Genomic DNA, 25,563 nt, shown 5'->3' with positions numbered 1-25,563 from the left:
TAGTAAACGCCCGTAGCATTCCCCAAGAACACGAAACGAAGGCAAAAACTGTGCGTACGTACACCCCGAAGCCCGGCGACATCAACCGCCAGTGGCACGTCATTGACGCCACCGACGTTGTCCTGGGTCGTCTTGCCAGCCAGACCGCAACACTGCTGCGCGGAAAGCACAAGCCGACCTTTGCATCCCATATGGATATGGGTGACTTCGTCATTATCATCAACGCTGAGAAGGTTGCCCTGACCGGCGCCAAGCTTGAGCAGAAGCGCGCTTACCGCCACTCCGGTTACCCGGGTGGTCTCTCCAGCGTGAACTACGCCGAGCTCTTGGAGAAGAACCCGGTTCGCGCCGTGGAGAAGGCCATCAAGGGCATGCTGCCCAAGACTTCGCTGGCCGCTCAACAGCTGTCCAAACTCAAGGTCTACCGTGGCGCTGAGCACCCGCATGCCGCTCAGCAGCCCAAGACGTTTGAAATCACCCAGGTCGCTCAGTAGTCCTGCGCTACGTAAAACACACTTAATCAAGGAGAATCGTGGCTCAGAACACTGAAGAGCTGAACACCGAGGTCGCTGAGGCGCCTGAGGAAGAAGTATTGACTAGCTATACCTCGGAGAGCGCTGGCGCTACCGAGTCCGCCCCGAAGAAGGAGCGCCCGGCGCTTACCGTTCCGGGTTCCGCTGTTGGCCGCCGCAAGGAAGCCATCGCTCGGGTTCGGGTTGTTCCCGGTACCGGCAAGTGGGTTGTGAACGGCCGCGAATTGGCCGATTACTTCCCGAACAAGCTGCACCAGCAGGAAGTCAACGAGCCGTTCAAGATCCTCGATCTGGATGGTGCCTATGACGTTATTGCCCGTATTCATGGTGGTGGCCCCTCCGGCCAGGCTGGCGCTTTGCGTCTCGGCGTTGCTCGTTCGCTGAACGAGATCGACGAAGAGAACAACCGCCCGACCTTGAAGAAGGCTGGCTTCTTGACTCGTGACGCTCGCGTCATCGAGCGTAAGAAGGCCGGTTTGAAGAAGGCTCGTAAGGCTCCGCAGTACTCCAAGCGCTAACCCAAACTTTGCCAGCAAAGTTCGGGACCCGGTAGCCCCTGGCTCCACAAGCGCTAAATATTCATACGGAAGGCCCGGTCGCTCTGCGACCGGGCCTTTTCGCGTCCCTGGGGCTTGTGGGGTTTTTCGGGGGTTTGTGTGTGTGCGGGAGCGCCAGCTGGTTCGCGATAGCTCATCGACTTCGCGATAGTCCAATGTCGGGTCAGTAGGCTATCGCGAAGTCAGTGGACTATCGCGAAAACACAGGAACCGGTAAATCGTGGCTGAGACTCTTCTTCCCCTCCACCGATTTCTTCCCAGTTGTCCCATTGAGTGGTGCAGATGTTGCTGATGAGGTTGATTTCCGGTCACATCTGCATCATCCGTCACACCCGATGGGACAGCTGGGTTTGAACCGGGGGTTGAGCTGGGGCAGGGGGTGGGCGGAGTTTGTGGCAGATACTAGTAGAATCAATCCGATGTCTAGATTGTTTGGAACCGATGGGGTTCGTGGCCTGGCCAATGGGTTGCTCACTGCAGAGCTTGCTCTCTCACTCGCGCAGGCGGCCGCTGTCGTCTTGGGCCATGACCAAATGTCGGAGGGGAAGCGTCCGCGCGCGGTCATTGCTCGCGACCCACGAGCCAGTGGTGAGTTTATTGGTGCTGCGGTAGAAGCTGGCCTGGCTAGTGCCGGCGTGGACGTCTACGACGCCGGGGTGCTACCCACTCCAGCCGCGGCGTACCTTATTGCCTCCTTAGAAGCCGACTTTGGCGTGATGATCTCCGCCTCGCACAACCCCGCGGCGGACAACGGCATTAAGTTCTTTGCTCGTGGTGGCCAGAAGCTGCCCGATGAAGTGGAAGACGCCATCGAAACCCAGTTGGAGAAGGAACCACACCGCCCGGTGGGCGTGGGTGTGGGCCGGATCCAGCGCTTCTCAGATGCCGAAGACCGCTATATCCTGCACCTGCTGACCACGTTGCCGCACCGGCTCGATGGGCTGACCGTGGTGCTGGACTGCGCACACGGTGCCGCGAGCGGCTGCTCGCCCCAGGTTTTCAAGGACGCTGGCGCCAAGGTAATCGTGATCGGCGCAGAGCCCGATGGGCTGAACATCAATGACGGAGTGGGCTCAACCCACCTAGAGCCGCTACAACAGGCTGTGTTGGCGCACGGTGCCGATCTGGGCATTGCGCACGACGGCGATGCGGATCGCTGCCTCGCGGTGGACCACGAGGGCAATGTGATCGACGGAGACCAGATTATGGCCATCCTGGCGATCGCGCTGAAGTCCGATGGAAAGCTTAAGGACAATGTCTTGGTTGCTACCGTGATGAGCAATTTGGGCCTCAAGCTCGCCCTGCGTGACGCTGGCATCAGTATCCGGGAGACCGGCGTCGGCGATCGCTATGTGCTGGAAGCCATGCGTGAGGGCGAGTTCAGCTTGGGCGGCGAGCAGTCCGGGCACGTCATCTTCTCCGATTACGCCACCACGGGCGACGGCGTGCTCACCGGATTGCAATTGGCCGCCGAGGTGGCCCGTAGCGGCCGTAGTTTGAAGCAGCTAGCCACCGTGATGACTAAGCTGCCGCAGCTCATGATCAACGTCAAGGGCGTGGATAAATCGCGTGCGCAGAGTGATCAGGGCGTGCGTGAGGCCGTTCGGCTAGCGGAGCAAGAACTGGGCGAAACCGGACGGGTGCTCCTGCGGCCCTCCGGCACCGAGGCACTGGTGCGGGTGATGGTGGAAGCCGCAGACATGGAGACCGCAACCAGGGTCTGCCAAGAACTGGCCTCAATAGTAGAAAAGCGACTGGCGCTCGTCGCCTAGCAACCGCCAGGTTTGAGCACCAGCCGCTTCGGGCAGCTTAGGACCGTTCTAGTTGCGGGCCTTCAGAGCATCCCGGATTTCGGTGAGCAGCACAACCTGCGGATCCGGCGCATCTTCCTCCGGCTTGATGCCGAGCTTCGCGTTACGACGAGCGATCATATGATTCATCGGAACTACCACGATGAAGTAGATGGCCGCGGCAACGATCAGGAAGTTCAGCAGCACCGTAATGAAGGTGCCGAGCATCACCGTGTTCGCCGGATCGGAGCCGATTTGAAACTTCAGCACATCGTTGAAGCTAGGCTTCCCGACGATGCCCGCGATGAGCGGCATGATGATGTTGTTAACGAGTGAAGTCACGACGGTACCGAAGGCACCACCGATAACGACGGCGACCGCAAGGTCGACGACATTGCCTTTCAAAATGAATTCTCTAAATCCCTTGATCATGCCACCCAAGATAGACGCAAAAGTCCTGTGCGTTAGCTAAGACACGCATAGACGTAACTCAGGAGTAATCTGGGGCGGGGTCCAGGCCGAAGTATTGCTCTAGGCTGTGCAGTCCGGATTTTTTGACCGCAGTAGCCAGTTCGACGCCGACATAACGCAGGTGCCAGGGTTCGGCAAAGTAGCCGGTCTGGTCCTGGAAGTTGAGCTGATACCGCACCACGAAGCCAAAAGTATGGCAGTTCTGGGCGACCCAGGCAGCGAGGGGCTGTCCGGCGAAGCACGGTTGCAGATTGCAGCCGCCGCCGTTTCCGATATCCACCGCCAAGCCGGTCTGATGCTCCGAATAGCCCGGACGAGCTGAGGCGTGATCCGCCCCGGAAATCCCGGTGGCTGCGGCGAAGGAACCATAGGTGGAAACCTGGGTCTGATAGGAACGGAAACCGCTCACTAAAGTCAGCGGAGTGCCGTGAACCTGGGCTGCTTTAGCCATTTTTTCCAGGGCAGCCGCGGCAGGTGCACGCAGCATGGCGGTTTCCCCGCCGACATTGCTACTCACCGCTGGACGGACCAGGTCGCTGGGATGGTAGTTCGCGGGCTTGAGTGGCCGACGCTTGTTCACGATCACCCAAATCGATCTCGGGTCATCGAGCGAATTAGCCGGGGCGGTCGGGGCTTTTTGGCCCGGGGCTGGCACAGTGTTGACCACGCCCGCCTGCTGACCAGCCGCCGTCGAACCTGAATCGTTTGAGGAGTCCGGGCCTTCACAGGCAGCCAGGCCGAGCACTCCCATTCCGTAGAGTCCGAGCCGTAGAGCGGCGCGTCGGTCGAGGGGAGCAGACGCAGCGCTCACCTCAGGTCTTCCTCAGCAACATTCGGCGGATCGAATGGTCCGAATCCTTGGTCAACACTAAACGAGCCCGGCCCCGGGTAGGGAGCACATTCTCCATCAAGTTCGGTTCGTTGATCCGCTTCCAGATGCCGGTTGCGGTTTCCACGGCTTCCGCATCGGAGAGCGAGGCATAACGGTGAAAATAGGACTCTGGTTGGGCGAAGGCCGATTTACGCAGTGAAAGGAAGCGGTCGATGTACCACTGCTCGATATAAGGGGTCTTGGCATCGACGAAGACCGAAAAATCGAAGAAGTCGCTCACCGCCAATCCGGAACGCCCGTCCTGACGGGGCCTGGCTGCAGCGAGCACGTTCAGTCCCTCGACAATCAACACATCGGGGCGGTGCACCACCACTTCTTTGCCCGGAACGATGTCATAGGTCAGATGTGAGTACCAGGGAGCCCGGACCTCCTCCGCGCCGCCCTTTACCTCGCTGACGAAACGCAGCAGCGCGCGCCGGTCATAGGACTCCGGGAAGCCCTTGCGCTGCATTAGCCCACGTCGCTCAAGCTCGGCGTTCGGGTACAGAAAACCATCGGTGGTGACTAGCTCGACATTGGGGGTACCCGGCCAGCGGCGCAACATCTCACGCAGGATGCGGGCCGTGGTGGACTTCCCGACCGCCACCGAACCGGCTACGCCGATCACGAAGGGAGTGCGCTGGGTGCGCTCGCCGAGGAACGTCGTGGTGGCCGCATGCAATTGGCCCGCGGCGGCGACATAGAGGTTGAGCAGCCGGGACAGTGGCAGGTAGACCTCGCGCACTTCATCCATATTGAGCGGATCTTCAAGGCCGCGAAGCCGGAGTATGTCCTCCTGATTGAGCGGCTGTTCGATCTCAGCCGATAAACGGGACCAGTGCTGCCGGTCCAATTCCACAAAGGGGGAGGCTCCGTCGCCAGATTCTGTGCGTTGCAAACTCACCCTAGCGATTCTGCCCTCTCCCCGGGGCAATCGCGAATTCCTTGGCTTGGCGAGCAATACGTGTCGGCTCAGGCTAGGGCCGGAGCCAGGTAAGATTGAAGCCATGTGTGGAATTGTTGGCTACGTTAGCCGTGGGGACCAAGAGCGCGATCATGGAGCTCTTGATGTGGTGTTAGAAGGCCTGAGAAGGCTTGAATATCGTGGTTACGACTCCGCAGGTGTTGCGGTGTTGACCGGTGCGGATGGCGGCGGCATTGCCTCTGCCAAGAAGGCTGGCAAACTCAGTAACCTACTCGGTGAGTTGGAGCAGCACCCGCTGCCCAACTCACGCACCGGTATTGGGCACACCCGCTGGGCAACCCATGGCGGGCCGACCGATGTCAACGCGCATCCGCACCTGGCAGATGATGACCGGCTGGCTCTGATCCACAACGGCATTATCGAGAACTTCTCCGAGCTCAAGTCCGTTTTGTTGGAAAAGGGAGTCACCTTCCGTTCCGCAACCGATACCGAGGTGGCCGCAGCGCTGCTGGGCGACGAGTACCAGGCCGCCGTTGATGTCCCCGCCGCGCAGCGGCTGACCGTGGCCATGCAACGCGCCTGCCAGAAGCTCGAAGGTGCTTTCACCCTGTTAGCAATACATGCAGACCTGCCCGATGTAGTGGTTGCCGCTCGGCGTAACTCGCCACTCGTCGTCGGACTGGGGGAAGGCGAGAACTTCCTCGGCTCCGATGTCTCCGGTTTCATTGACTACACCCGTCGTGCCGTTGAACTCGGCCAAGACCAGATCGTCACCATCACTCCGGACGCCGTGGAAATCACCGACTTCTTCGGAGCACCCGCCGAAGGCAAGGAATACCAGGTTGACTGGGACGCCGCCGCAGCGGAGAAGGACGGCTTCCCCTCCTTTATGGAGAAGGAAATCCACGAGCAGCCCCGCGCCGTGGCGGAAACCTTGCTGGGTCGCACCGATGCAGAGGGCCGGCTGGTGCTGGACGAATTGCGCATCGACCCGGAGCAGCTGAAGCAGGTCAATAAGATCATCGTGCTGGCTTGTGGTACGAGTGCTTACGCCGGGCAGGTTGCCAAGTACGCCATCGAGCACTGGTGCCGAATCCCCACCGAGGTGGAACTCTCCCACGAATTCCGTTACCGGGACCCGATTGTCGATTCCAATACCCTGGTGATCTCCATCTCCCAGTCCGGCGAGACAATGGATACCCTGATGGCCGTCCGTTACGCGCGGGAGCAGGGCGCCAAGACGCTGGCGATCTGCAATACCAATGGCTCGACAATTCCGCGTGAATCCGATGCCGTGCTCTACACCCACGCCGGGCCGGAAATCGCGGTGGCCTCCACTAAGGCCTTCCTGGCGCAAATCACCGCGGCTTATTTGCTGGGGCTTTACTTGGCTCAGCTGCGTGGCAATAAGTTCCAGGGCGAGATCAAGGATCTACTGGCAGACCTGCACAAGACCCCGGACAAGATCCAGTCTGTGCTAGACAACGAGCAGCAGATTCGCGATCTCGCGGTGGCCATGAAGGACACCAAGTCGGTGCTCTTCCTGGGTCGTCATGTCGGCTTCCCGGTGGCCATGGAGGGTGCGCTCAAGCTCAAGGAGCTGGCCTACATTCACGCGGAAGGCTTTGCCGCCGGAGAGCTCAAGCACGGACCGATCGCGCTGATCGAAGAGGGCCAGCCGGTCTTCGTCGTGGTGCCCTCGCCCAATGGCCGCGATTCGCTGCACGCCAAGGTGGTCTCCAACATCCAGGAGATCCGCGCTCGCGGCGCGAAGACCATCGTGATTGCCGAAGAGGGCGATGAAGCGGTGCGCGAGTTTGCCGAGCAGGTCTTCTACATTCCGGCCACCCCGACCCTGTTGGCACCGCTGCTCACCACCGTGCCGCTGCAGATCTTTGCCTGTGCGCTGGCCAGCGCGAAGGGCTACGACGTCGATCAGCCGCGTAACCTGGCGAAGTCTGTGACGGTTGAGTGATGACGCAGGCGCTTATAGTCATTGATGTCCAGCAGGACATGGTGAACGGCAGCTATGCGGGAGAACTGGCTAATAAGGACGCGGTGATCGGCAATATTAAGCTGGCCATCGAGAAAGCGTCCGACGCCGGAGCCCAGGTGATCTTCATCCGAGACAAGGATGTGGCCGGTGGAAGCGGTCCCGGCTTCGAGGTCTTCGATGAATTGCCTCAGCCCGCCGGTTCGGTGACCATCGATAAGGCGAATAACAACCTCTTCACCCGTACCTTGCTCGCCCCATTCCTGAAAGAGCGAAGGATTGAGCACCTGGTGATTTGTGGCATGCAGAGCGAGTATTGCATAGATACCGCGGTGCGGGCCGCCGTCGGACGTGATTTCCAGGTCACCCTGCTTGAGGACGCCCACAGCACGGTGGATTCACCCGTGCTCAGTGCCGAGCAGATCATCGCGCATGAGAATGAGACTCTCTACGCGCATGGTGATTTGGAGTTCTTCTGCGTGACTCGTTCGGTCAGCGAAGATATCTTCACCCCGAATCATGCTGAGACCTTGGCAAGCTGGGAAGCTGAAGAGCAGACTCCCGCCTCGTAGCGAGGCAGGATCGTTAGACTGAAACCATGATTATCGGCATTGGCATCGATGTGGTGGACGTGGAGCGGTTCGGACGTCAACTGGCGCGGACCCCGGGGCTGCGGGATCGGCTTTTCGTGCCGGCCGAACGTGGCCTGCACACCCGCTCCTTGGCGGCCAGATTTGCCGCCAAGGAGGCGGTGGCCAAGGTTCTGGGTGCCCCGGCCGGAATGAACTGGCAGGATTGCTGGATTGGCTTGGACGAGAATGGCCCCACCGTACAGGTCAAGGGAACCGTCGCCGCTGTCGCCGAATCCCGTGGAGTGAAGCGCTGGCACCTTTCGATGAGCCATGATGGCGGCATTTCAACAGCCTTTGTGATCGGCGAGAGCTAAACATGATCTCCGCCTACACCGGGACTGCGGTCCAGGCTGCGGAGAAACCTCTCTTGGAGGCGGGCGTCGATCTGATGGCTCGTGCCGCCTATGGCCTGGCAAATGCGGTTCTATGGCGGCTGAGGACTTCCGGCCGAGTGTATGGAAGCTCCGTAGCCTTGCTGATCGGCCCCGGCAATAACGGGGCGGATGCGCTGTACGCCGGGGAGTTACTGAGCCGCAGGGGAGTGCGGACGACGGCGGTGCTCGGCTCGGAGCGAGTGCACGGCCCAGCTTTCGCTGCCTTTCAAGCGGCTGGCGGGACCGTGGTGCGGCTGGCTGAACGTGGTGTCCGGGACAGCGCCTCCTTGGTAGCTCAGGCTGATTTGGTGGTCGATGGATTGCTGGGCACCGGAGCCCGTGGTGGCTTGCGGGATGCGGTAGCCGATTTGGTGGCCGCACTCTGCGAGATAGGCGGGCTCCAGGTGATCGCCTGCGATCTACCTAGCGGGGTTAACGCCGATACCGGAGAGGTCTCCGGAGTGGTGCTGAGCGCTATCGAAACAGTAACCTTCGGCGGTATCAAGGCTGGGCTGTTGTTGCCTCCCGGCGAGGGATTTGCCGGAGACATTAGCTACGTGGACTTGGACCTGAGTTTGCCAGCCGCCGCATTGGAACGCCTGGATCAGGACGATCTACTCAGGCATTGGCCGCGCCCCGGCAGGAGCGACCATAAGTATTCCCGGGGAGTGCTCGGCGTGGTCGCAGGATCCACGGCGTATCCAGGCGCGGCGCAGTTGGCTCTTCACGGTGCGCTCGCGGCCGGAACGGCGATGATCAGGTATCTAGGACCGGCTACCCTGAGGGCCGGAGGCTTGCCTCCCGAGGTGGTGCCCGGTGCCTCCACGGTAGCTGCGAACCGGGTGCAGGCCTGGCTGGTTGGCCCCGGAGTCTCCGACGATGCTGAGCAGGAACGCCGTTGCCTGGATGCGATCAATTCCGGGCTTCCTGTGCTTGCCGACGCCGGTGCGCTTCCGCTGCTGCCGGAGCGGGTTGGCCCGCAGGTGGTGATCACACCCCACGCTGGCGAACTGGCCGCGCTGCTAAGCCGCCGAGGGCACCCAACCGTACGCGCCGACGTCGAACGCTCCGCCCTAGAACATGCCCGACTGGCCGCCCAGCTAACCGGGGCAACCGTGCTGCTCAAGGGCGCAACCATCGTGGTGGTGAGTCCGCAGGGCGAGGTGCACAGCCAGTCCGAGGGTACGCCTTGGTTGGCGACGGCGGGCAGCGGGGATGTCTTGGCGGGCATTCTGGGTGCGCTGCTCGCGGCCGGGGTTGCACCGCCGCTTGCGGCTGCGATGGCTGCCAGCGTGCACGGCCGGGCCGGGGTACTGGCCTCAGGAGGTGGGCCGATGACGGCGAGCGGCATTGCCGAGGCGGTGCCACAGGTGCTGCGGGAGCTTTTCGAGGGCATTGATTGATGGGGCTCGAATTGGTCTTGGTCTTTGACCTGGATGGAGTGATCCGGCATTTCGATTCCCTGGAGCTAGATGCCCAGATCGAAGCGGAGCTAGGCTTGCCAGCCGGGACCCTTTGGGAGCTGGTGATGGAGTCGGGCGACCTTGATCGCGCCGTGGTCGGTGGCTTCAATCGGCGCCAGTGGGAGGACCGGATCGAAGCGGAGCTTCGCGCAGGTACCCGCAACGGGGCCGATGTTGCGGCGAGTTTCCAGCGCTGGCGGGATAACGTGGGTAAAGCCGATCCTGAGATGACTCAGTTGATCGAGGAGTTGCCGGAAGTGCCGGTTTTCCTCTTCACCAATGGCACCGATCGGGTGCCCGAGGAACTGGTGCGGCTCGGTATCGACGGACTTTTCGCCGGGGTGCTCAATAGTTATAACTACGGGCTGCGCAAACCAGATCCGGCGGCCTACCTGGCGGCGCATCGGGAAATCCAGGCTGTTCTAGGGTTGCGGGTGCCGCGTGAGCAGGTCTTTTTCACCGATGACAAGGTTAAGAATGTGCAAGCGGCGCTGGACTTTGGCTGGAGGGCCGAGGTGTTCCAAGACGCCGCTCGCTACCGGCAGCAGCTCGACGCCGTCACGGCTGACTCAGCCCGAAATTAGCACTCCACCACGTTGACGGCCAGGCCGCCCATCGCGGTTTCCTTGTACTTATTGCTCATATCCTTACCGGTTTCCCGCATAGTCACGATCACTTCATCCAGTGAGACGCGGTGTTCGCCGTCGCCCCAGAGGGCCATCTTGGTGGCGTTGATCGCCTTCGCCGCGGCAATCGCGTTGCGCTCGATGCAGGGCACCTGAACCAAGCCACCGATTGGATCGCAGGTCAGCCCAAGATTGTGTTCCATCGCGATCTCGGCGGCGTTCTCCACCTGAGCCGGAGAGCCACCCATCACCTCGGCCAGCCCGGCAGCAGCCATTGACGACGCCGAACCCACCTCGCCCTGACAGCCAACCTCGGCACCGGAAATGGAGGCCTGCTCCTTGTACAGCACCCCGACGGCGCCGGCCGCCAAGAGGAAACGCACCACCACGTCGTCCTTATCCTCCTGGCTGGCATTCTCCATCCCCGGAGCGTAGTTGAGCGCGTAGTAGAGCACCGCGGGAATGATCCCCGCCGCACCGTTGGTGGGCGCGGTCACCACTCGGCCACCGGAGGCGTTCTCCTCGTTGACCGCCAAGGCGATCAGGTTGACCCACTCCTGCCAGTACTTGGGGTCCCGGTCCTTGTCCTCCTTGAGTAGCCGGTCATGCCAATCGGGGGCACGACGGCGTACCTTGAGTCCGCCGGGCAGCAAGCCTTCGCGATGCAGGCTGGATTCGACGCAGCCCTCCATCACCGACCAGATGTGCTTGAGGCCCGCCCGGACCTCTTCTTCGGAACGCTGGACGCCGTCTGCCTTAAGGGTATCGAGTTCGTTGATCAGCATCACCTCGGAGAATCGCAGGCCGCGATCGGAGCAATGCTTCAGCAGTTCTGCAGCGGTGCGGAAGGGCAAGGGCAGCCCTCGATGCGTTTCATCGAGCTCTTGCAGCGCCGCATCTTCCTCCCCCTCGCGGACGATAAAGCCGCCGCCTACCGAGTAGAAGGTAGCCTCGTGGAGCAGTTCACCGGCTTCGTCCGAGACCGCGAATTTCATCCCATTGGTGTGCCGGTCGAGCACGGTGAGCGGGTGCAGGATCATATCGTCCACGGCGTAGCTCAGCGGCTTCGTCCCCGCGAGCTGAATGCTGCCGCTTTCCGCCATTACGGCTAGCCTGCTCTCTACTTCCTCGGGCAGGATCAGATCGGGGTAGTAGCCCTCCAGGCCGAGCAGCACGGCGGTCATGGTGCCGTGCCCCCGCCCGGTGGCCGCGAGTGAACCGTAGAGATCAACTTTGATCGAAGCGACCCGATCGAGGCAGCCTTCGGTACGCAATTCTTCGACGAAAACCGCTGCGGCGCGCATCGGTCCGACCGTATGAGAGCTCGACGGTCCGATGCCGACCTTAAAAAGGTCGAAAACCCCTATAGCCACAGTTTGATCCTAGTCCTGTCTGGTGTTAATGCCTCGCGATAGCCCAACGACTTCGCGATAGCCCACTGGCGATGCAGTGGGCTATCGCCAGGTCAAAGGACTATCGCGAAGTCGTTCGAGGTTTGAGGTCGGTGGAACTTTGGTGGAACCTAGCTGAGCGGAGCAACGTCCGGGTAGAGCGGATGTGCCTCGGCCAGTGCCTGCACGCGCTGTGCCAGGGAACTCAGATCGGCGTCCGCCTCCGCGATCAACGCCTCGGCGATGATGTCCGCGATTTCGGTGAAGGCCGCGGTCTCAAAGCCCCGGCTCGCTAAAGCAGGAGTGCCGATCCGCAGCCCGGAGGTGACCATCGGCGGACGCGGATCGAAGGGCACCGCATTCCGGTTCACCGTGACATCGATCTGCGCCAGTCGATCCTCGGCCTGCTGGCCGTCCAGCTCGGAATCACGAAGATCAACCAGCACCAGGTGCACATCGGTGCCACCGGTCACCACGGAGATGCCCTTGGCCTTGACGTCGTCCTGAACCAGTCGCTCAGCCAGAATGCGCGCGCCTTCAAGCACCCGCTGTTGCCGCTCCTTGAATTCCTCGGAGGCGGCGATCTTGAAGGCAACAGCCTTGCCCGCAATGACGTGCTCCAGCGGGCCGCCCTGCTGGCCGGGGAAGACCGCCGAGTTGAGCTTCTTGGCAATATCGGCATCGTTGCTCAGAATAATGCCGCCGCGCGGACCGGCCAGGGTCTTGTGCGTGGTGGAAGTGGTGACGTGTGCGTGCGGCACCGGGGAAGGATGCAGCCCGGCGGCCACAAGCCCGGCGAAGTGCGCCATATCCACCATCAGGTACGCGCCCACCAGATCGGCGATCCGGCGGAACTCGGCGAAGTCCAACTGCCGGGCATAAGCCGACCAGCCTGCCACGATCAGTGCCGGCTTGTGCTCGAGTGCCAGGCGCTCGACCTCGGCCATATCGATCCGGTGATCGTCCTCGCGGACCTGGTAGGGGATGACGTTGTAGAGCTTGCCGGAGAAATTGATCCGCATGCCGTGGGTCAGGTGACCGCCATGCGCCAGGTTCAGGCCCATAATGGTGTCGCCCGGCTTGATCAGCGCGTGCATCGCCGAGGCATTGGCCTGCGCGCCGGAATGCGGCTGCACGTTCGCGTAAGCGGCACCGAACAGTGCCTTGACCCGGTCGATGGCCAGCTGCTCCACCACGTCAACATGCTCGCAGCCGCCATAGTAGCGGCGGCCCGGGTAACCCTCGGCGTACTTATTAGTCAGCACCGAACCCTGCGCCTGCATCACGGCAACCGAGGTGTGATTCTCGGAAGCGATCATCTCCAGGCCGTGCCGCTGCCGGGACAGCTCATCGTCGAGCTTGGCAGCGATCTCCGGATCGAGCTGAGCCAGCGTGCCGTTCAGGTGTTCAATAGTTTGGCTCACAGCTCTGCCCCGTTCTTTTCGGCGTACTCGGCGGCGCTCAGCAGCGGGCCCTCTTCGCTCACGCTCACCTTGAAGAGCCAGCCAGCGCCGTAAGGATCCTGGTTCACCACGGCGGGATTGCCGACGGCGTCGGTGTTCACCTCGGTGATCTCACCACTGACCGGGGCGTAGAGATCGGAAACCGATTTGGTGGACTCGATCTCGCCACAGCTCTGACCGGAGGTGATGCTGCTGCCCACCTCGGGCAGATCGAGGTAAACAATATCGCCCAGGGCTTCGGCGGCTACCGCGCTCACCCCGACGATAACCGGGCCGGAGCCATCGGCGGCCACCCACTCGTGCTCGGCGGAATAGCGCAGTTCAGGAACAACTTTGGTCATTTTTCAGCCTTAATAGTGCGTTTGTAAAAGGGGAGGGCGACGACGGTAAACGGCTCAGCCTTGCCGCGTAGGTCCACCTGGACTTCGGTTCCGGGCTCGGAGTGCTCCGCGCTGAGATAGGCGAGCGCCACCGGGTAACCGAGCGTCGGGCTGGGCAGCCCGGAGGTCACCTCGCCAATCTGCTCGCCGTTTGCCAGCACCGGGTAATGGCTGCGAGCGGCACGGCGACCCTGGCCCTTGAGGCCGACCAGTACGCGCTTGCCGGTCAGACTTTCGGCCCGTTCGGCCTTGATCTTGGCGAGTGCTTCCTTGCCGACGAAGTCGCCTTCTTTGGCGGTTTTAGCCGGGGGGAGCGAGACGACCGGGCCCAGACCGGCTTCGAAGGGGTTCCCCTCTAAGCCCAGCTCGTTACCGTAGAGCGGCATTGCGGCCTCAAGCCGAAGCGAATCCCGGCTGGCCAAACCACAGGGGGTGACGACGTCGTCCGCGTTAAGCAGGGCATTCCACAGCTGGGCAGCCTCAGAATTGTCGATGTAGAGCTCAAAACCATCTTCGCCGGTGTAACCGGTGCGGGCTAAGAGGATTGGTAGGCCCGCGGCGGTGACCTCGGTGGCCGCGTAATACTTGAGCTCACGGACCGCCTCAGCCTGCTCCGCGGGGACCTGGCCGAGCAGAATGCGCTCCGCCTCGGGACCCTGCAGGGCGATCAGCGAGGTCTGCAGCGAGACATTGTCCAGTTCGACGTCGAAGCCCCCCTCGATGCCTGTCGCAGCCCGCCGAACGAACTCGGCGTACACAGCGTCGGCATTGCCAGCATTGGGTACCACCAGGTAGACGTCCTCCGCCCGCCGGTAGCTGATCAGATCATCGATAATGCCGCCGTCGGGATTGCAGATCAGCGAATACTTGGCCTTGCCGACCGCAATGGCCGAGAGGTTTCCGACCAGGGCGTAGTCCAGGAAGGCTGCCGCCTGTGGGCCGCGAACCCAAATCTCGCCCATATGGGACAGATCGAAGAGACCGGCTCCCTGGCGGACCGCGTGGTGTTCGGCCAGCTCGCTCTGGTACTTCAAGGGCATATCCCAGCCGCCGAAGTCGGTGAAGCTGGCGCCGAGCTTGGCGTGCTCGGCGTGTAGGGCTGTTTCTTTGAGAGTCATGGGTGGCTCCTAGTTTTCAAAGGCTTCGGGCGGCGGGCAGGAGCAGATCAGATTGCGGTCGCCATTGGCGCCGTCGATCCGACCCACCGGCGGGAAATACTTGTCCACCCGCAAGCCTGCGGCACTATTCCGTAGGGGGAAGGCGGCTTGCTCGCGGCTGTACTTGCGATCCCAGGAGTCGTTCACCACGGCATTGGCGGTGTGCGGGGAAAGCCGCAGCGGGGATTCCTCCACGGCCAGTTTGCCCTCGGCGATCTCATCGATTTCGCCCTTGATCGAGATCATCGCGGCGATGAAGCGGTCGATTTCGCCCAGATCTTCCGACTCGGTAGGCTCCACCATCAAGGTGCCCGCCACCGGGAAGGCCAGGGTGGGTGCGTGGAAGCCGTAATCGATCAGCCGCTTAGCCACATCCTCGGCGGTAACGCCGGTTTTTGCAGTCAGCTCGCGCAGATCCAGGATGCACTCGTGTGCCACCAGGCCGCCATTTCCGGTGTAGAGCACCGGGAAGTAGTCATTCAGGCTGGCCGCCACATAGTTCGCGGCGAGCAGGGCGCTGCCGGTGGCTTCGGTGAGACCGTCGCCGCCCATCAGCTTGATGTAAGCCCAGGAGATTGGCAGCACACCGGCGGAACCGTACTTGGAAGCGGAGATGGCCACGCCGTGACCGGCTTCGTGTGCCGACTTATTCGCATCCGAGGGCATGAAAGGAGCCAAGTGCGCCTTGGCTGCGACCGGGCCGACGCCGGGGCCGCCACCGCCGTGCGGGATGCAGAAGGTCTTGTGCAGGTTCAGGTGCGAAACGTCGCCACCGAACTGTCCCGGCTGAGCCAGCCCGACCAGGGCGTTCAGGTTAGCGCCGTCGATGTACACCTGGCCGCCCGCGGCGTGAACGGCGTCGCAGACCTGGCGGACATCGGCGTCGAAGACCCCGTGCGTGGAGGGGTAGGTGATCATAATCGCGGCCAGTTGCTCCGCATTGCTATCGATCTTGGCTTGCAGATCTTCGTGATCGATGGTGCCGTCCGCGGCGGTGGCTACCACCACAACCTTCATGCCCGCGAGTACCGCGGAGGCGGCGTTGGTGCCGTGGGCGGAGGCCGGGATGAGGCAGATATTGCGCTGCTCATCGCCGCGGGATAGGTGGTATCCGCGGATCGCCAGCAGACCAGCCAGCTCACCCTGGGAACCGGCATTGGGCTGGATGGAAACCTGGTCGTAACCGGTGATGGTGGCCAGCTCGGCTTCCAAGTCCTCGATCAGTTCACGCCAGCCCGCGGTCTGCGATTCCGGGGCGAAGGGGTGAATGCCAGCGAACTCGGGCCAGGAGATGGATTCCATTTCCACCGTGGCGTTGAGCTTCATGGTGCAGGAGCCCAGTGGAATCATGGTGCGGTCCAGAGCCAGGTCTCGGTCCGAGAGGCGGCGCAGGTAACGCAGCATCTGAGTCTCGGAGCGGTGTGCGTGGAACACCGGGTGGGTTAGGTACTCGGAGCTACGCAGCAGATGTTCGGCGATTTCGTTGTCGCCGCTGACCACCTCGGCACCGAAGATCCCCGCCACCAGAGCAACCGTCTCGGTGGTGGTGGTTTCGTCGAAGGAGATGCCCAGGGTATCGGCATCGACCGGACGGAAGTTCACGCCCTTGGCCTCGGCCGCGGCGAGCAATTCGGCGGCCCGGCCGGGAACCTGCACGGTGATTGTGTCGAAGAAGTTCTGCTGGGGAACGTCGATGCCCGCGGCCCGGAGCGAGGCCGCGAGAGTTGCGGCGTGCCGGTGAGTGCGCTGAGCGATCCACTTAAGACCCTCGGGGCCGTGGTAAACGGCGTACATGCTGGCCACGATGGCGAGCAGCGCCTGGGCGGTGCAGATATTGGAGGTGGCCTTCTCGCGGCGGATGTGCTGCTCACGAGTCTGCAGTGCCAAGCGGTAGGCGGGGGTGCCGGCGTCGTCCTTGGAAACTCCGACCAAGCGGCCGGGCAGCGAGCGCTCCAGGCCGTTGCGGACCGCCATATAGGCAGCATGCGGGCCACCGAAGAAGAGCGGGACGCCGAAGCGCTGGGCGGAGCCGACGGCGATATCCGCGCCCTGCTCACCCGGCGGGACGATCAGGGTCAGCGCGAGCAGATCGGCCGCGACGGTGACCATTGCGCCGCGTTCCTTGGCCTCGGTGATCAGCGCGGCCTGGTCGTGTACGGTGCCCGAGACGCCGGGTTGCTGCAGCACCACACCGCAAATTTCGCCGTGTTCTGATTCAACCGACGGCAGGCCGTCTTTGGCTAGGTCGATCACCACGACCGCAAAACCAAGCGCTTCGGCGCGGCCCTTCACTACGGCGATGGTCTGCGGCAGTACATCGGCGTCCAGCACGATCACGCCGGCGTTCTTGGCCTTATTGGAGCGGCGCATCAGCAGCACAGCCTCGGCGACGGCAGTTGCTTCATCGAGCAGCGAGGCGTTGGCGATGGGTAGCGCGGTGAGGTCCTCGACCATGGTCTGGAAGTTCAGCAGTGCCTCCAGGCGGCCCTGCGAGATCTCCGGCTGATACGGGGTGTAGGCGGTGTACCAGGCGGGGTCTTCAAGAATGTTGCGGCGGATCACCGGGGGAGTCACGGTGTCGTAGTAGCCCTGGCCGATTAGTTGGACCGCGGTCTTGTTCTTGGCTGCGAGTTCGCGGAGCTGGCGGAGCACCTCCACCTCACTAAGTGCGGGTTGCAAGGTCAGCGCGTTCTGCTGGCGAATGCTCTCTGGCACGGCGGTATCGACCAAGCCGTCCACGGAGTCGTAGCCGATGATTTTGAGCATATGGGCCACATCGGCGTTGCGACGGGCACCGATATGACGGTCTGCGAAAGCCGGTTCGCTGGTAAGTTCGGTCACGGAACTCCAATCTTTGGGCACAGCAGTGCCGGGTTTGGGTTCCTCCCCGCTCTGTATTGGACCTGAGAGATTCCGCGAAGATTTCCTCGCTTGCACCGTCGGTGAGCACCGTCCTGGTTTGGGCGGAACTACTTTCCAGAGTTGCCTTGCCGCGGCGGTGCGGGTGCCTGAGAGATTCCCGGGGAGGGTTTGCTCCTACGGCGCCTGCTGCCTTACGTAGTGGCAGGAGGACTCTCCCGCCGCGGATCGCTGGCGTTTCAATTGTTCGTGACCATTCTCACACGGGGTCGGGAGGGTGGACAAATTGGAGTGCTGTGCCGCCCAGTAGGAACTTAGAGCGGTTTACGGCGTCTAGCACTCGAATCCTTCGAAAATTCCTACTGGGCGGCACGCTCCTCTGCGGGATACGCACTACCAACGGAGAGCACTTGCCCGGGGAAGCCGCTCTGCTGGGGCCGGTACCCTAGGAAGACCGTACCTTCGCGGACAGGAGCGCAGCATGGAAGTTTGGCCCGGATCGGCTTACCCACTGGGAGCCAGCTTCGATGGCAACGGCACTAATTTCGCGATCTTCAGCGAAGCCGCCGAGGCCATTCAGCTCTGCTTGATCGAGGACAGCGCGGAAGGACCCATCGAGACCCGGATTCCACTCACCGAGGTGGATGGCTACGTTTGGCACTGCTATCTGCCCCAGGTTCAACCAGGACAGAAGTACGGCTACCGGGTTGAAGGCGCCTACGATCCGGCAAAGGGCCAGCGCAGTAACCCGAATAAGTTGCTGCTGGATCCCTATGCCAAGGCGGTTGCCGGACAGATTGACTGGGACAACGCCCTGTTCTCCTACGATCATGCCGATCCCACGAAACAAAACAACGAGGATTCGCTGCCGCATATGATGCTCGGCGTGGTGGTCAATCCCTTCTTTGACTGGGATGGTGACCGCTCGCCCCGCACCCCCTACCACCGATCATTTATCTACGAGGCACACGTCAAGGGCCTCACCCGGCTGCATCCAGAGGTTCCGGAAGAGCAGCGAGGTACCTTTGCCGGCGTCGCCCATCCCGCCGTGATCGCGCACCTGAAGAAGCTCGGGGTGACCGCCATCGAGCTCATGCCGGTGCACCAGTTTGTTCAGGACAATGTGTTGCTGGAGAAGGGGTTGAGCAACTACTGGGGCTACAACACGATTGGCTTCTTCGCCCCACAGAACACCTACAGCTCCACCGGTGACCAGGGTCAGCAGGTGCAGGACTTCAAGGCCATGGTGCGGGCGCTGCACCGGGCGGGCATCGAGGTGATTCTCGACGTGGTCTATAACCACACGGCCGAGGGGAACCAGATGGGCCCCACCCTGAGCTTCCGTGGCATTGATAATGCGGCTTATTACCGGCTGGTGGATAACGATCAGCAGTACTACATGGACTACACCGGTACCGGAAATTCGCTCAATGTCCGCAATCCGCACTCCCTGCAACTGCTAATGGACTCGCTGCGCTATTGGGTGACCGAAATGCACGTGGACGGTTTCCGCTTCGACCTGGCATCCACTCTGGCCCGTGAGTTCTACGACGTGGACAAGCTCTCCACCTTCTTCGAGCTCATTCAGCAGGATCCGGTGGTCTCCCAGGTCAAGCTCATTGCCGAGCCCTGGGATGTGGGCCCCGGCGGCTATCAGGTTGGCAATTTCCCGCCGCAGTGGACCGAATGGAACGGTAAGTACCGGGACACGGTGCGAGACTTCTGGCGAGGAGAACCCTCAACTCTAGGGGAGTTCGCGTCTCGACTTACCGGTTCCTCCGATCTCTATGAGCACTCTGGACGGCGGCCGGTTGCCTCAATCAACTTTGTCACCGCCCATGACGGCTTCACCTTGGCTGATTTGGTCGCCTATAACGACAAGCACAATGAAGCCAACGGCGAGGACAGCAAGGATGGGGAATCGCACAACCGCTCCTGGAATTGTGGGGTGGAAGGGCCAACGCAAGACGGCGGCGTGCTGTCCTTACGCGCTCGGCAGCAGCGCAACTTCATTGCCACCATGCTGCTCTCCCAAGGGGTGCCGATGCTGGTGCACGGCGATGAGCTGGGACGCACACAGAACGGCAATAACAACGCCTACTGCCAGGATTCCGAGCTGACCTGGATTCACTGGGATACCGCCGATCAGCCGCTAATCGAATTCACCGCAGCGCTCAGCCGCCTGCGGCATGAGCATCCCACCTTTCGGCGTTCCCGATTCTTCGATGGCCGGCCTGCCAAACGAGGAGAAGGGGAGCGGCTGCCGGACCTGGTCTGGTTAGACACCGACGGCAGCACCATGACCGAGGCGGATTGGGACAACGGTTTTGGCCGCACCGTAGGGGTCTTCCTCAACGGTGACGCGATCTCCGGGGTTGATGAGCGGGGCCGACGGATCTCCGATGCCAACTTCCTGCTGTACTTCAATGCGCACGACGACGAGGTGCAGTTCACGCTGCCCGTCGCCGAATACGCGGAGCACTGGGATCTATTGATCGATACCGCCGGCTCCCAGCCGGTGACCGATGCGGTCGCCGCCGGAGCCGCTTTGACCGTGCAATCCCGATCGCTCGTAGTGTTGCGTGCCCACGATGAGAGCGCGAGCAGCCCCGATCACTCGGTAGCAGCCTCCCTGGGCAATATCTCCGCCCAACTACCTCGCTAAATCTCCTCCCACTTACCCACTTTTCCTCCCAACTCTCCCGTCTCTCTTCCCAGCTGTCCCACTGGGTGTTACGGGAGTTGCCAGTGTGACGATTTTGAGTGAACAACTGCCTCAACTGCACCACAGAGTGGGATAGCTGGTCACGGGGTTGGCCATGGTGGCTTGGGGTGGAGGGCTCTTTGGAGGTGGGGTGATCGTGGCATGATGGAGCCATGACCTACCTTGCTGCCGAATCCCGTTATGCCGAACTGCCATACCGCCGATTGGGCCGTAGCGGCCTGAAACTTCCTGCGGTCTCCTTAGGCCTCTGGCACAACTTTGGCGATGACAAGCCCTTCGAGAACCAACGCGCAGTTTTGCGCCGGGCCTTCGATCTGGGCGTCACCCACTTTGACCTGGCGAACAACTACGGCCCGCCCGCAGGCAGTGCGGAGAGCAACTTCGGCCGTCATCTGCGCGAGGACTTCCGCCCCTACCGGGATGAGATCGTGATCTCCTCCAAAGCCGGGCACCTGATGTGGGATGGCCCCTACGGCGAATGGGGCTCCCGCAAGTACGTTTTGGCCAGCCTGGACCAGTCCTTGCAGCGGATGGGATTGGACTACGTCGATATCTTCTACAGCCACCGTCCGGACCCGGAAACCCCGCTGGAAGAAACCATGTCCGCCCTGGATTACGCGGTGCGCTCCGGCAAGGCGCTCTACGTTGGTGTCTCCAACTACTCGGCTTCCCAGACACTCGAAGCCGCCAAAATCTTGCGTGAATTGGGCACTCCGATGGTGATCAACCAGCCCAATTACAATATTTTCGACCGCTGGATCGAACGCCCGGACGAGAGCGGTTCCTCGCTGCTCGAGGTGCTCGGGGAGCAAGGAATCGGCTCCATCGCCTACTCGCCACTGGCGCAGGGCGTGCTGACCGACCGCTATCTGAAGGGTATTCCGGCCGACTCACGGGCCGCCGTCGGGCACTTCCTCAAGGAGAGCTCGCTGACCGAGCAGAAGATGACGGCGGTGCGCGCGCTCAATGAGATCGCCGCCGCGCGTGGCCAGTCGCTGGCCGAGATGTCGGTGGCTTGGGTGCTGCGCGAGCAGGCCTCCGGCGCGGTGACCTCCGCCCTAGTGGGAGCCTCCAGCGTGGCGCAATTGGAAGCTAATCTGGCAGGCGTTGCGAAGCTGGACTTCGACGACACCGAGATCGCCGCCATCGACGCTGCCAGCGCCGGTATCTAAGCTTCCACTACCCAAGTTCTTAGGAGAACCATGCCCGCCAACCCTATCCGCGTCGCCATTGTCGGCGTCGGAAACTGCGCTTCGTCCCTCGTCCAGGGAGTGCATTATTACCGTGATGCCGATCCCGAGGTCACCGTGCCCGGACTGATGCACGTGCGCTTCGGTGACTACCACGTGAGTGATGTGCAGTTTGTGGCAGCCTTCGACGTCGATGCCAAGAAGGTGGGCACCGATCTGGCCGAGGCGATTACGGCGAGCGAAAACAATACGCTCAAGCTCACCGAGGTACCGGCCTCGGGGGTGCTGGTGCAGCGCGGTCCAACCCTGGACGGGCTGGGCAAGTACTACCGGGAAACCATCGAGGAATCCTTGGAGCCCCCCGTGGATGTTGCCGCGGCGCTGCGCGAAGCCCAGGTGGACGTGCTGGTCTGCTACCTGCCGGTCGGCTCCGAGGCGGCGGCTAAGCACTACGCCCAAGCAGCGCTCGACGCCGGTTGCGCCTTCGTCAATGCGCTTCCGGTTTTCATTGCGGGAACCAAGGAATGGGCGGATAAGTTCACCGCTGCCGGCCTACCGATTGTTGGCGACGATATTAAGAGCCAGCTCGGTGCGACCATCACCCACCGGGTAATGGCCAAGCTCTTTGAGGACCGCGGCGTGATCCTGGACCGGACCTACCAGCTCAATGTGGGCGGCAATATGGACTTCAAGAACATGCTGGAGCGGGACCGGCTGGAATCGAAGAAGATCTCCAAGACTCAGGCTGTCACCTCCAATACCTCCGCTGAGCTGAGCGAGCGGAACGTGCATATTGGGCCTTCGGACTATGTGGCTTGGCTCGATGACCGCAAATGGGCTTTCGTTCGGCTAGAGGGCCGAAACTTCGGGGATGCTCCGGTCTCGCTGGAATACAAGCTGGAGGTCTGGGACTCACCGAATTCGGCTGGTGTGATCATCGATGCCATTCGGGCCGCGAAGATCGGCTTGGACCGAGGCATCGGCGGACCGCTACTGGCGCCGAGTGCCTACTTCATGAAGTCACCGCCGGAGCAGATGGCCGATGATCTGGCTCGTGAAGCAGTGGAGGGTTTCATCCAGGGCTAACGCCCGCGGCAGGGTGAGGACCTAGTCCAGGACTAGGCTCTGGCGGCGTCGGCAAGCGCGCGCTGATAGGTTTCTAAGGTGAGCTGAACGGTGTGCTGCCAGGAATAACCTGCGGCGTGTGATGCCGCGGAGCGACCCATGCTGGCGCGCAAGGTCGGGTTATCGGCCAATCGAACTAGAGCCTCCGCCCAGGCTTCGATGCTCAACCCGTCAACTAGTATCCCGGTTTCGCCGTCCCGGACCGCCTCCGGCAATCCGCCCACCCGGGTGGCAACGACTGGCGTGCCAGAGGCCTCGGCCTCCAGGGCGACCAGTCCGAAGGACTCCGAGGAAGATGGCATCGCCACGATGTCCGCGGAGCGGAACCACAGCGCCAACTCCGTCGGCGGTACCGGAGGTAGCAACTGCACCAGGTCTTGCACCCCGCGCCGATGCACCAACTCCACCAGATCATAGTCTTCGGCACCGCTCCGCGAGCCGATAATGCTCACCCTCAACCTCAGCTCGGGGCGCTCTCGGCGCAGCAACGCGACCGCCTCGATCAGCAGGTGTGGACCCTTGAGCCTTTGAAGTCGCCCAGCGAAGACCAAATGGACTTCCGAATCGATGCCCAGTTCGGCCCGAGCTGCGGGGCGGGACGCCGGATGAAAGACCTCGAGATCAACCCCCGGCGGGATTACATCGATCCGCTCGGGCCTCGCCCCGTATAGGCCTTCCAACTCCTTGGCTTCGGCTCCGGTATTGGCGGTCAGCCGGTGCGCGGCCTGGACAATCCGTTCTTCGCCCTGAGCCCGTTCGGAAGGTTCCCGGAGCTGCCCGCCGCGCCGGTGACGATCCTTCACCTTGGCCATGGTGTGCATCGAATGCACGAGCGGCAGGCTCCAGGCATCCGAGAGTTCAAGGGCAGCGAGTCCGGAAATCCAGTAATGCGAGTGCAACAAATCGGTACCGCCCGAGCCACGACTGAGTATCGAGTCGAGCAGGGCAGGCAATAACCGCGGAAGCCGTTCCTTGGTGATTCGGCCACCGGGAAGACCCAGTTCAGCCAGGTCGAGGTGCCGGACCAGCACTCCGGGTGCCATCTCGACCTCACCGGAGGTGCCCGCCGTCATAATTTCCACCTCGACGCCCGCGGTGGCCAGTCCCGTGGCGAGTTGCCGAATGTAGACGTTCATCCCGCCCGCATCACCGGAGCCGGGTTGTTCGAGGGGAGAAGTGTGCAAGGAGAGCATCGTTACATGACGCGGTACTTGCACGCGGACGCTCCTCAGGCAAGAATCAGGCAATAGCCGGAATATCACTGGTGTACTTCTCAGGATATTCTCGCATTGCGGGTAGCGCGGGGAAGAATGCGCCCGGTAGAACACAGTACGAAGGGGAATCCGATGGCACGTCGCGAGTCCGGCATCGGTTATGCCTTGCTCGCTCCCAGTCTCTTCGGGATCGCTGCTTTTCTGCTTTTACCCATCCTGGTGGTCATCTGGCTCTCCATGCAGCATTGGGATCTTTTGAACCCCGCGGTTTTCGTCGGCTGGGATAATTTCCGTGACGTTTTCAGCGATCCGAGTTTTGGGCGCTCACTGCTGGTGACCGTTCTCTTTGTGCTGTTGGTGATCCCGCTGCAAACCGTGCTGGGACTTTTCGCAGCCACCTTGCTCAGTCGTGGGCTACCCGGCTCGGCGTTCTTCCGGGTTATCTACGTGATCCCCTGGATCTGTGCGCCGCTGGCCCTTGGCGTGGTCTGGAAGTGGATTTTCGCACCCACCGGCGGTGCGCTGAACGCGGTGCTGGGCAATGACATTCCGTGGCTGAGCGATCCGGCGCTCGCGCTGCCCGCCGTGGCGGCGGTGAGTATCTGGTCCCAGGTGGGCTATGTGACCCTGTTCTTCATGGCCGGTCTGGCCGCCATCCCGCAGGAGATGGTGGACGCCGCCAAAGTGGATGGCGCAAACGCGCTGCAGATCTTTTGGCAGGTCAAGTTGCCGCTGCTGCGTCCCACCATGTTTTTCGTGCTGGTCACCGGCGTGATTTCCAGCTTCCAAGCCTTCGACAGCATCTATGCACTCACCCCCAACGGCGGGCCGCAGGGCAGCACGGATGTTATCGCCACCCGGATCTACGCCAAGGCTTTTCAGGACTTCGACCTCGGCCAGGCCTCCGTGATGGCTCTGGTGCTATTTGCGATCTTGGTCGTGATTACGCTGGCTCAGCAGCTCTATTTTCGCAGGAGGATCACCTATGACCTTTCCTAAGCTGCTGAAGAACGCCGGGATCTACCTCTTGCTGGCGCTCGGGCTGCTGATCACCGTGGCACCCTTCCTGCTCTCCTTGATGACGGCGTTCAAAACGCCCAGCCAATTCGCTAATCAGCCCGCGCTCAGCGTGCCCAACCCCTTCACCGGGGAAAATTTCTCGGCGCTGTTCAGCGGCGACCGGAACTTCATCGCCCCCGTGGTGGTCACTGCCCAAGTGGTGGTCGCCGTCGTCATTGGCCAATTGGTTTTCTCGGTACTGGCCGCCTACGCCTTTGCCCGGGTGGAATTCCGCTTCCGGGACGGCCTGTTCTGGATCTATCTGGGCACGCTGATGGTGCCGCAGGTGGTGACCATCATCCCGCTCTACACGATGTTCTCCCAGTTGGGCTTGCGGAACACCTTCTGGGGCTTGGTGCTGCCCTTCCTGTTCGGTTCGCCCTATGCGATCTTCCTGCTGCGCGAGTATTTCCGCTCCATTCCGGAGGACTTGATCAGCGCGGCCCGGCTGGACGGTGCTGGCACCATGCGGATCCTGTGGTCGGTGGTCATCCCGCTCAGCAAACCGATTCTTTCCACGCTGACCATCATCACCGTGGTGAGCCATTGGAACAATTTCCTCTGGCCTTTGATTATTACCAGTGGCAAGACTTGGCAGACGGTCACGGTGGCCACCGCAGGGTTGCAAACCCAGTACAACGGCAACTGGACCCTGGTGATGGCGGCGACCACGGTGGCGATGGCGCCGCTGTTGATCTTGTTCGCGATTTTCCAGAAGAACATCATTTCCTCAATAGCAATCACCGGATTCAAATAGGGAGCTCC

The 25,563-nt window shown here is 61.9% G+C and carries 22 protein-coding genes and 2 riboswitches; of the genes, 13 read left to right on the top strand and 9 right to left on the bottom strand.

Annotation, left to right across the window (positions count from 1 at the left end):
• The first annotated feature begins 50 nt into the window (after positions 1 to 50).
• From rplM to glmM, 3 genes are all read left to right on the top strand, one after another.
• Positions 51 to 494: a 50S ribosomal protein L13 gene (rplM, locus tag FHU41_RS07265; RefSeq protein WP_179388902.1), complete on the top strand. Its 444-nt coding sequence runs from the start codon at positions 51 to 53 to the stop codon at positions 492 to 494.
• Between the two features lie 38 nt (positions 495 to 532).
• A complete protein-coding gene (gene rpsI, locus FHU41_RS07260; protein ID WP_179388901.1) occupies positions 533 to 1,051 on the top strand; it encodes a 30S ribosomal protein S9 in 519 nt (172 codons plus the stop codon).
• A gap of 458 nt (positions 1,052 to 1,509) precedes the next feature.
• A complete protein-coding gene (gene glmM, locus FHU41_RS07255) occupies positions 1,510 to 2,862 on the top strand; it encodes a phosphoglucosamine mutase (protein WP_179388900.1) in 1,353 nt (450 codons plus the stop codon).
• A gap of 48 nt (positions 2,863 to 2,910) precedes the next feature.
• On the opposite strand, the gene mscL is transcribed toward glmM, so the two are convergent.
• The 3 genes from mscL to coaA are packed head-to-tail and all read right to left on the bottom strand — an operon-like array spanning position 2,911 to position 5,126.
• Entirely contained in the window at positions 2,911 to 3,312 is a 402-nt protein-coding gene (mscL, locus tag FHU41_RS07250) for a large conductance mechanosensitive channel protein MscL (protein ID WP_179388899.1), read from the bottom strand.
• Positions 3,313 to 3,370: 58 nt separating this feature from the next.
• Positions 3,371 to 4,162 (bottom strand): M15 family metallopeptidase, encoded by a 792-nt coding sequence (locus tag FHU41_RS07245; RefSeq protein WP_343046270.1) that lies wholly within the window; start codon positions 4,160 to 4,162, stop codon positions 3,371 to 3,373.
• Position 4,163: 1 nt separating this feature from the next.
• Positions 4,164 to 5,126 (bottom strand): type I pantothenate kinase, encoded by a 963-nt coding sequence (coaA, locus tag FHU41_RS07240; protein WP_179388898.1) that lies wholly within the window; start codon positions 5,124 to 5,126, stop codon positions 4,164 to 4,166.
• 103 nt (positions 5,127 to 5,229) lie between these two features.
• On the opposite strand from coaA, the gene glmS reads away from it, so the two are divergent.
• The 5 genes from glmS to FHU41_RS07215 are packed head-to-tail and all read left to right on the top strand — an operon-like array spanning position 5,230 to position 10,193.
• Positions 5,230 to 7,122 (top strand): glutamine--fructose-6-phosphate transaminase (isomerizing), encoded by a 1,893-nt coding sequence (gene glmS, locus FHU41_RS07235; RefSeq protein WP_179388897.1) that lies wholly within the window; start codon positions 5,230 to 5,232, stop codon positions 7,120 to 7,122.
• The gene (locus FHU41_RS07230; protein WP_179388896.1) at positions 7,122 to 7,712 is read left to right on the top strand and encodes an isochorismatase family protein; all 591 of its coding nucleotides are present in this window, start codon (positions 7,122 to 7,124) and stop codon (positions 7,710 to 7,712) included. Before glmS ends, FHU41_RS07230 begins: the two co-directional genes overlap by 1 nt.
• A 26-nt stretch (positions 7,713 to 7,738) precedes the next feature.
• Positions 7,739 to 8,086, top strand: coding sequence for a holo-ACP synthase (locus tag FHU41_RS07225; protein WP_179388895.1), 348 nt, complete (start codon positions 7,739 to 7,741; stop codon positions 8,084 to 8,086).
• 2 nt (positions 8,087 to 8,088) lie between these two features.
• Positions 8,089 to 9,549 carry a bifunctional ADP-dependent NAD(P)H-hydrate dehydratase/NAD(P)H-hydrate epimerase gene (locus tag FHU41_RS07220; protein ID WP_179388894.1) on the top strand — a complete coding sequence of 487 codons (1,461 nt, stop codon included), beginning with the start codon at positions 8,089 to 8,091 and terminating at the stop codon, positions 9,547 to 9,549.
• Positions 9,549 to 10,193: an HAD-IA family hydrolase gene (locus tag FHU41_RS07215; protein WP_179388893.1), complete on the top strand. Its 645-nt coding sequence runs from the start codon at positions 9,549 to 9,551 to the stop codon at positions 10,191 to 10,193. Before FHU41_RS07220 ends, FHU41_RS07215 begins: the two co-directional genes overlap by 1 nt.
• Here FHU41_RS07215 and FHU41_RS07210 read toward each other — a convergent pair.
• The 5 genes from FHU41_RS07210 to gcvP form a co-directional block, all read right to left on the bottom strand.
• Positions 10,190 to 11,608 (bottom strand): L-serine ammonia-lyase, encoded by a 1,419-nt coding sequence (locus tag FHU41_RS07210; RefSeq protein WP_179388892.1) that lies wholly within the window; start codon positions 11,606 to 11,608, stop codon positions 10,190 to 10,192. The two genes, FHU41_RS07215 and FHU41_RS07210, sit on opposite strands and share 4 nt — an antisense overlap.
• 149 nt (positions 11,609 to 11,757) lie before the next feature.
• Complete coding sequence (gene glyA, locus FHU41_RS07205) at positions 11,758 to 13,050, bottom strand: serine hydroxymethyltransferase (protein ID WP_343046269.1); 1,293 nt, start codon at positions 13,048 to 13,050, stop codon at positions 11,758 to 11,760.
• Complete coding sequence (gene gcvH / locus FHU41_RS07200) at positions 13,047 to 13,430, bottom strand: glycine cleavage system protein GcvH (protein WP_179388891.1); 384 nt, start codon at positions 13,428 to 13,430, stop codon at positions 13,047 to 13,049. Before gcvH ends, glyA begins: the two co-directional genes overlap by 4 nt.
• A complete protein-coding gene (gcvT, locus tag FHU41_RS07195) occupies positions 13,427 to 14,587 on the bottom strand; it encodes a glycine cleavage system aminomethyltransferase GcvT (protein WP_179388890.1) in 1,161 nt (386 codons plus the stop codon). Before gcvT ends, gcvH begins: the two co-directional genes overlap by 4 nt.
• Before the next feature lie 9 nt (positions 14,588 to 14,596).
• The gene (gene gcvP, locus FHU41_RS07190; RefSeq protein WP_179388889.1) at positions 14,597 to 17,467 is read right to left on the bottom strand and encodes an aminomethyl-transferring glycine dehydrogenase; all 2,871 of its coding nucleotides are present in this window, start codon (positions 17,465 to 17,467) and stop codon (positions 14,597 to 14,599) included.
• Positions 17,468 to 17,508: 41 nt separating this feature from the next.
• Positions 17,509 to 17,611: riboswitch (glycine riboswitch) on the bottom strand.
• A gap of 1 nt (position 17,612) precedes the next feature.
• A riboswitch (glycine riboswitch) is annotated at positions 17,613 to 17,716 on the bottom strand.
• Positions 17,717 to 17,966: 250 nt separating this feature from the next.
• Between gcvP and glgX the strand changes: the two genes are divergently transcribed.
• The 3 genes from glgX to FHU41_RS07175 all read left to right on the top strand — a co-directional run bounded on the left by glgX (position 17,967) and on the right by FHU41_RS07175 (position 22,486).
• Positions 17,967 to 20,150 (top strand): glycogen debranching protein GlgX, encoded by a 2,184-nt coding sequence (glgX, locus tag FHU41_RS07185; protein WP_179388888.1) that lies wholly within the window; start codon positions 17,967 to 17,969, stop codon positions 20,148 to 20,150.
• Positions 20,151 to 20,362: 212 nt separating this feature from the next.
• Positions 20,363 to 21,382: an aldo/keto reductase gene (locus FHU41_RS07180; protein ID WP_179388887.1), complete on the top strand. Its 1,020-nt coding sequence runs from the start codon at positions 20,363 to 20,365 to the stop codon at positions 21,380 to 21,382.
• Between the two features lie 30 nt (positions 21,383 to 21,412).
• On the top strand, positions 21,413 to 22,486 hold the full coding sequence (locus FHU41_RS07175; protein ID WP_179388886.1) for an inositol-3-phosphate synthase: 1,074 nt from the start codon (positions 21,413 to 21,415) through the stop codon (positions 22,484 to 22,486).
• A 32-nt stretch (positions 22,487 to 22,518) separates the two neighbouring features.
• Here the strand turns inward: FHU41_RS07175 and FHU41_RS07170 are convergent, their stop codons facing one another.
• Positions 22,519 to 23,742, bottom strand: coding sequence for a glycosyltransferase (locus FHU41_RS07170; protein WP_343046268.1), 1,224 nt, complete (start codon positions 23,740 to 23,742; stop codon positions 22,519 to 22,521).
• Between the two features lie 129 nt (positions 23,743 to 23,871).
• Here FHU41_RS07170 and FHU41_RS07165 point away from each other — a divergent pair, with 129 nt between their 5' ends.
• Together FHU41_RS07165 and FHU41_RS07160 are read left to right on the top strand one after the other, a co-directional pair.
• Positions 23,872 to 24,738, top strand: coding sequence for a carbohydrate ABC transporter permease (locus FHU41_RS07165; protein ID WP_179388885.1), 867 nt, complete (start codon positions 23,872 to 23,874; stop codon positions 24,736 to 24,738).
• The gene (locus FHU41_RS07160) at positions 24,725 to 25,555 is read left to right on the top strand and encodes a carbohydrate ABC transporter permease (RefSeq protein ID WP_179388884.1); all 831 of its coding nucleotides are present in this window, start codon (positions 24,725 to 24,727) and stop codon (positions 25,553 to 25,555) included. The genes FHU41_RS07165 and FHU41_RS07160 overlap by 14 nt, the downstream gene beginning before the upstream one ends.
• Positions 25,556 to 25,563: the final 8 nt, after the last annotated feature.

Source organism: Psychromicrobium silvestre (genome assembly GCF_013408295.1).
Lineage (GTDB): Bacteria > Actinomycetota > Actinomycetes > Actinomycetales > Micrococcaceae > Renibacterium > Renibacterium silvestre.
The sequence above is the reverse complement of the archived record's forward strand: the minus strand, read 5'-3'. Positions and strand labels throughout refer to the sequence as shown.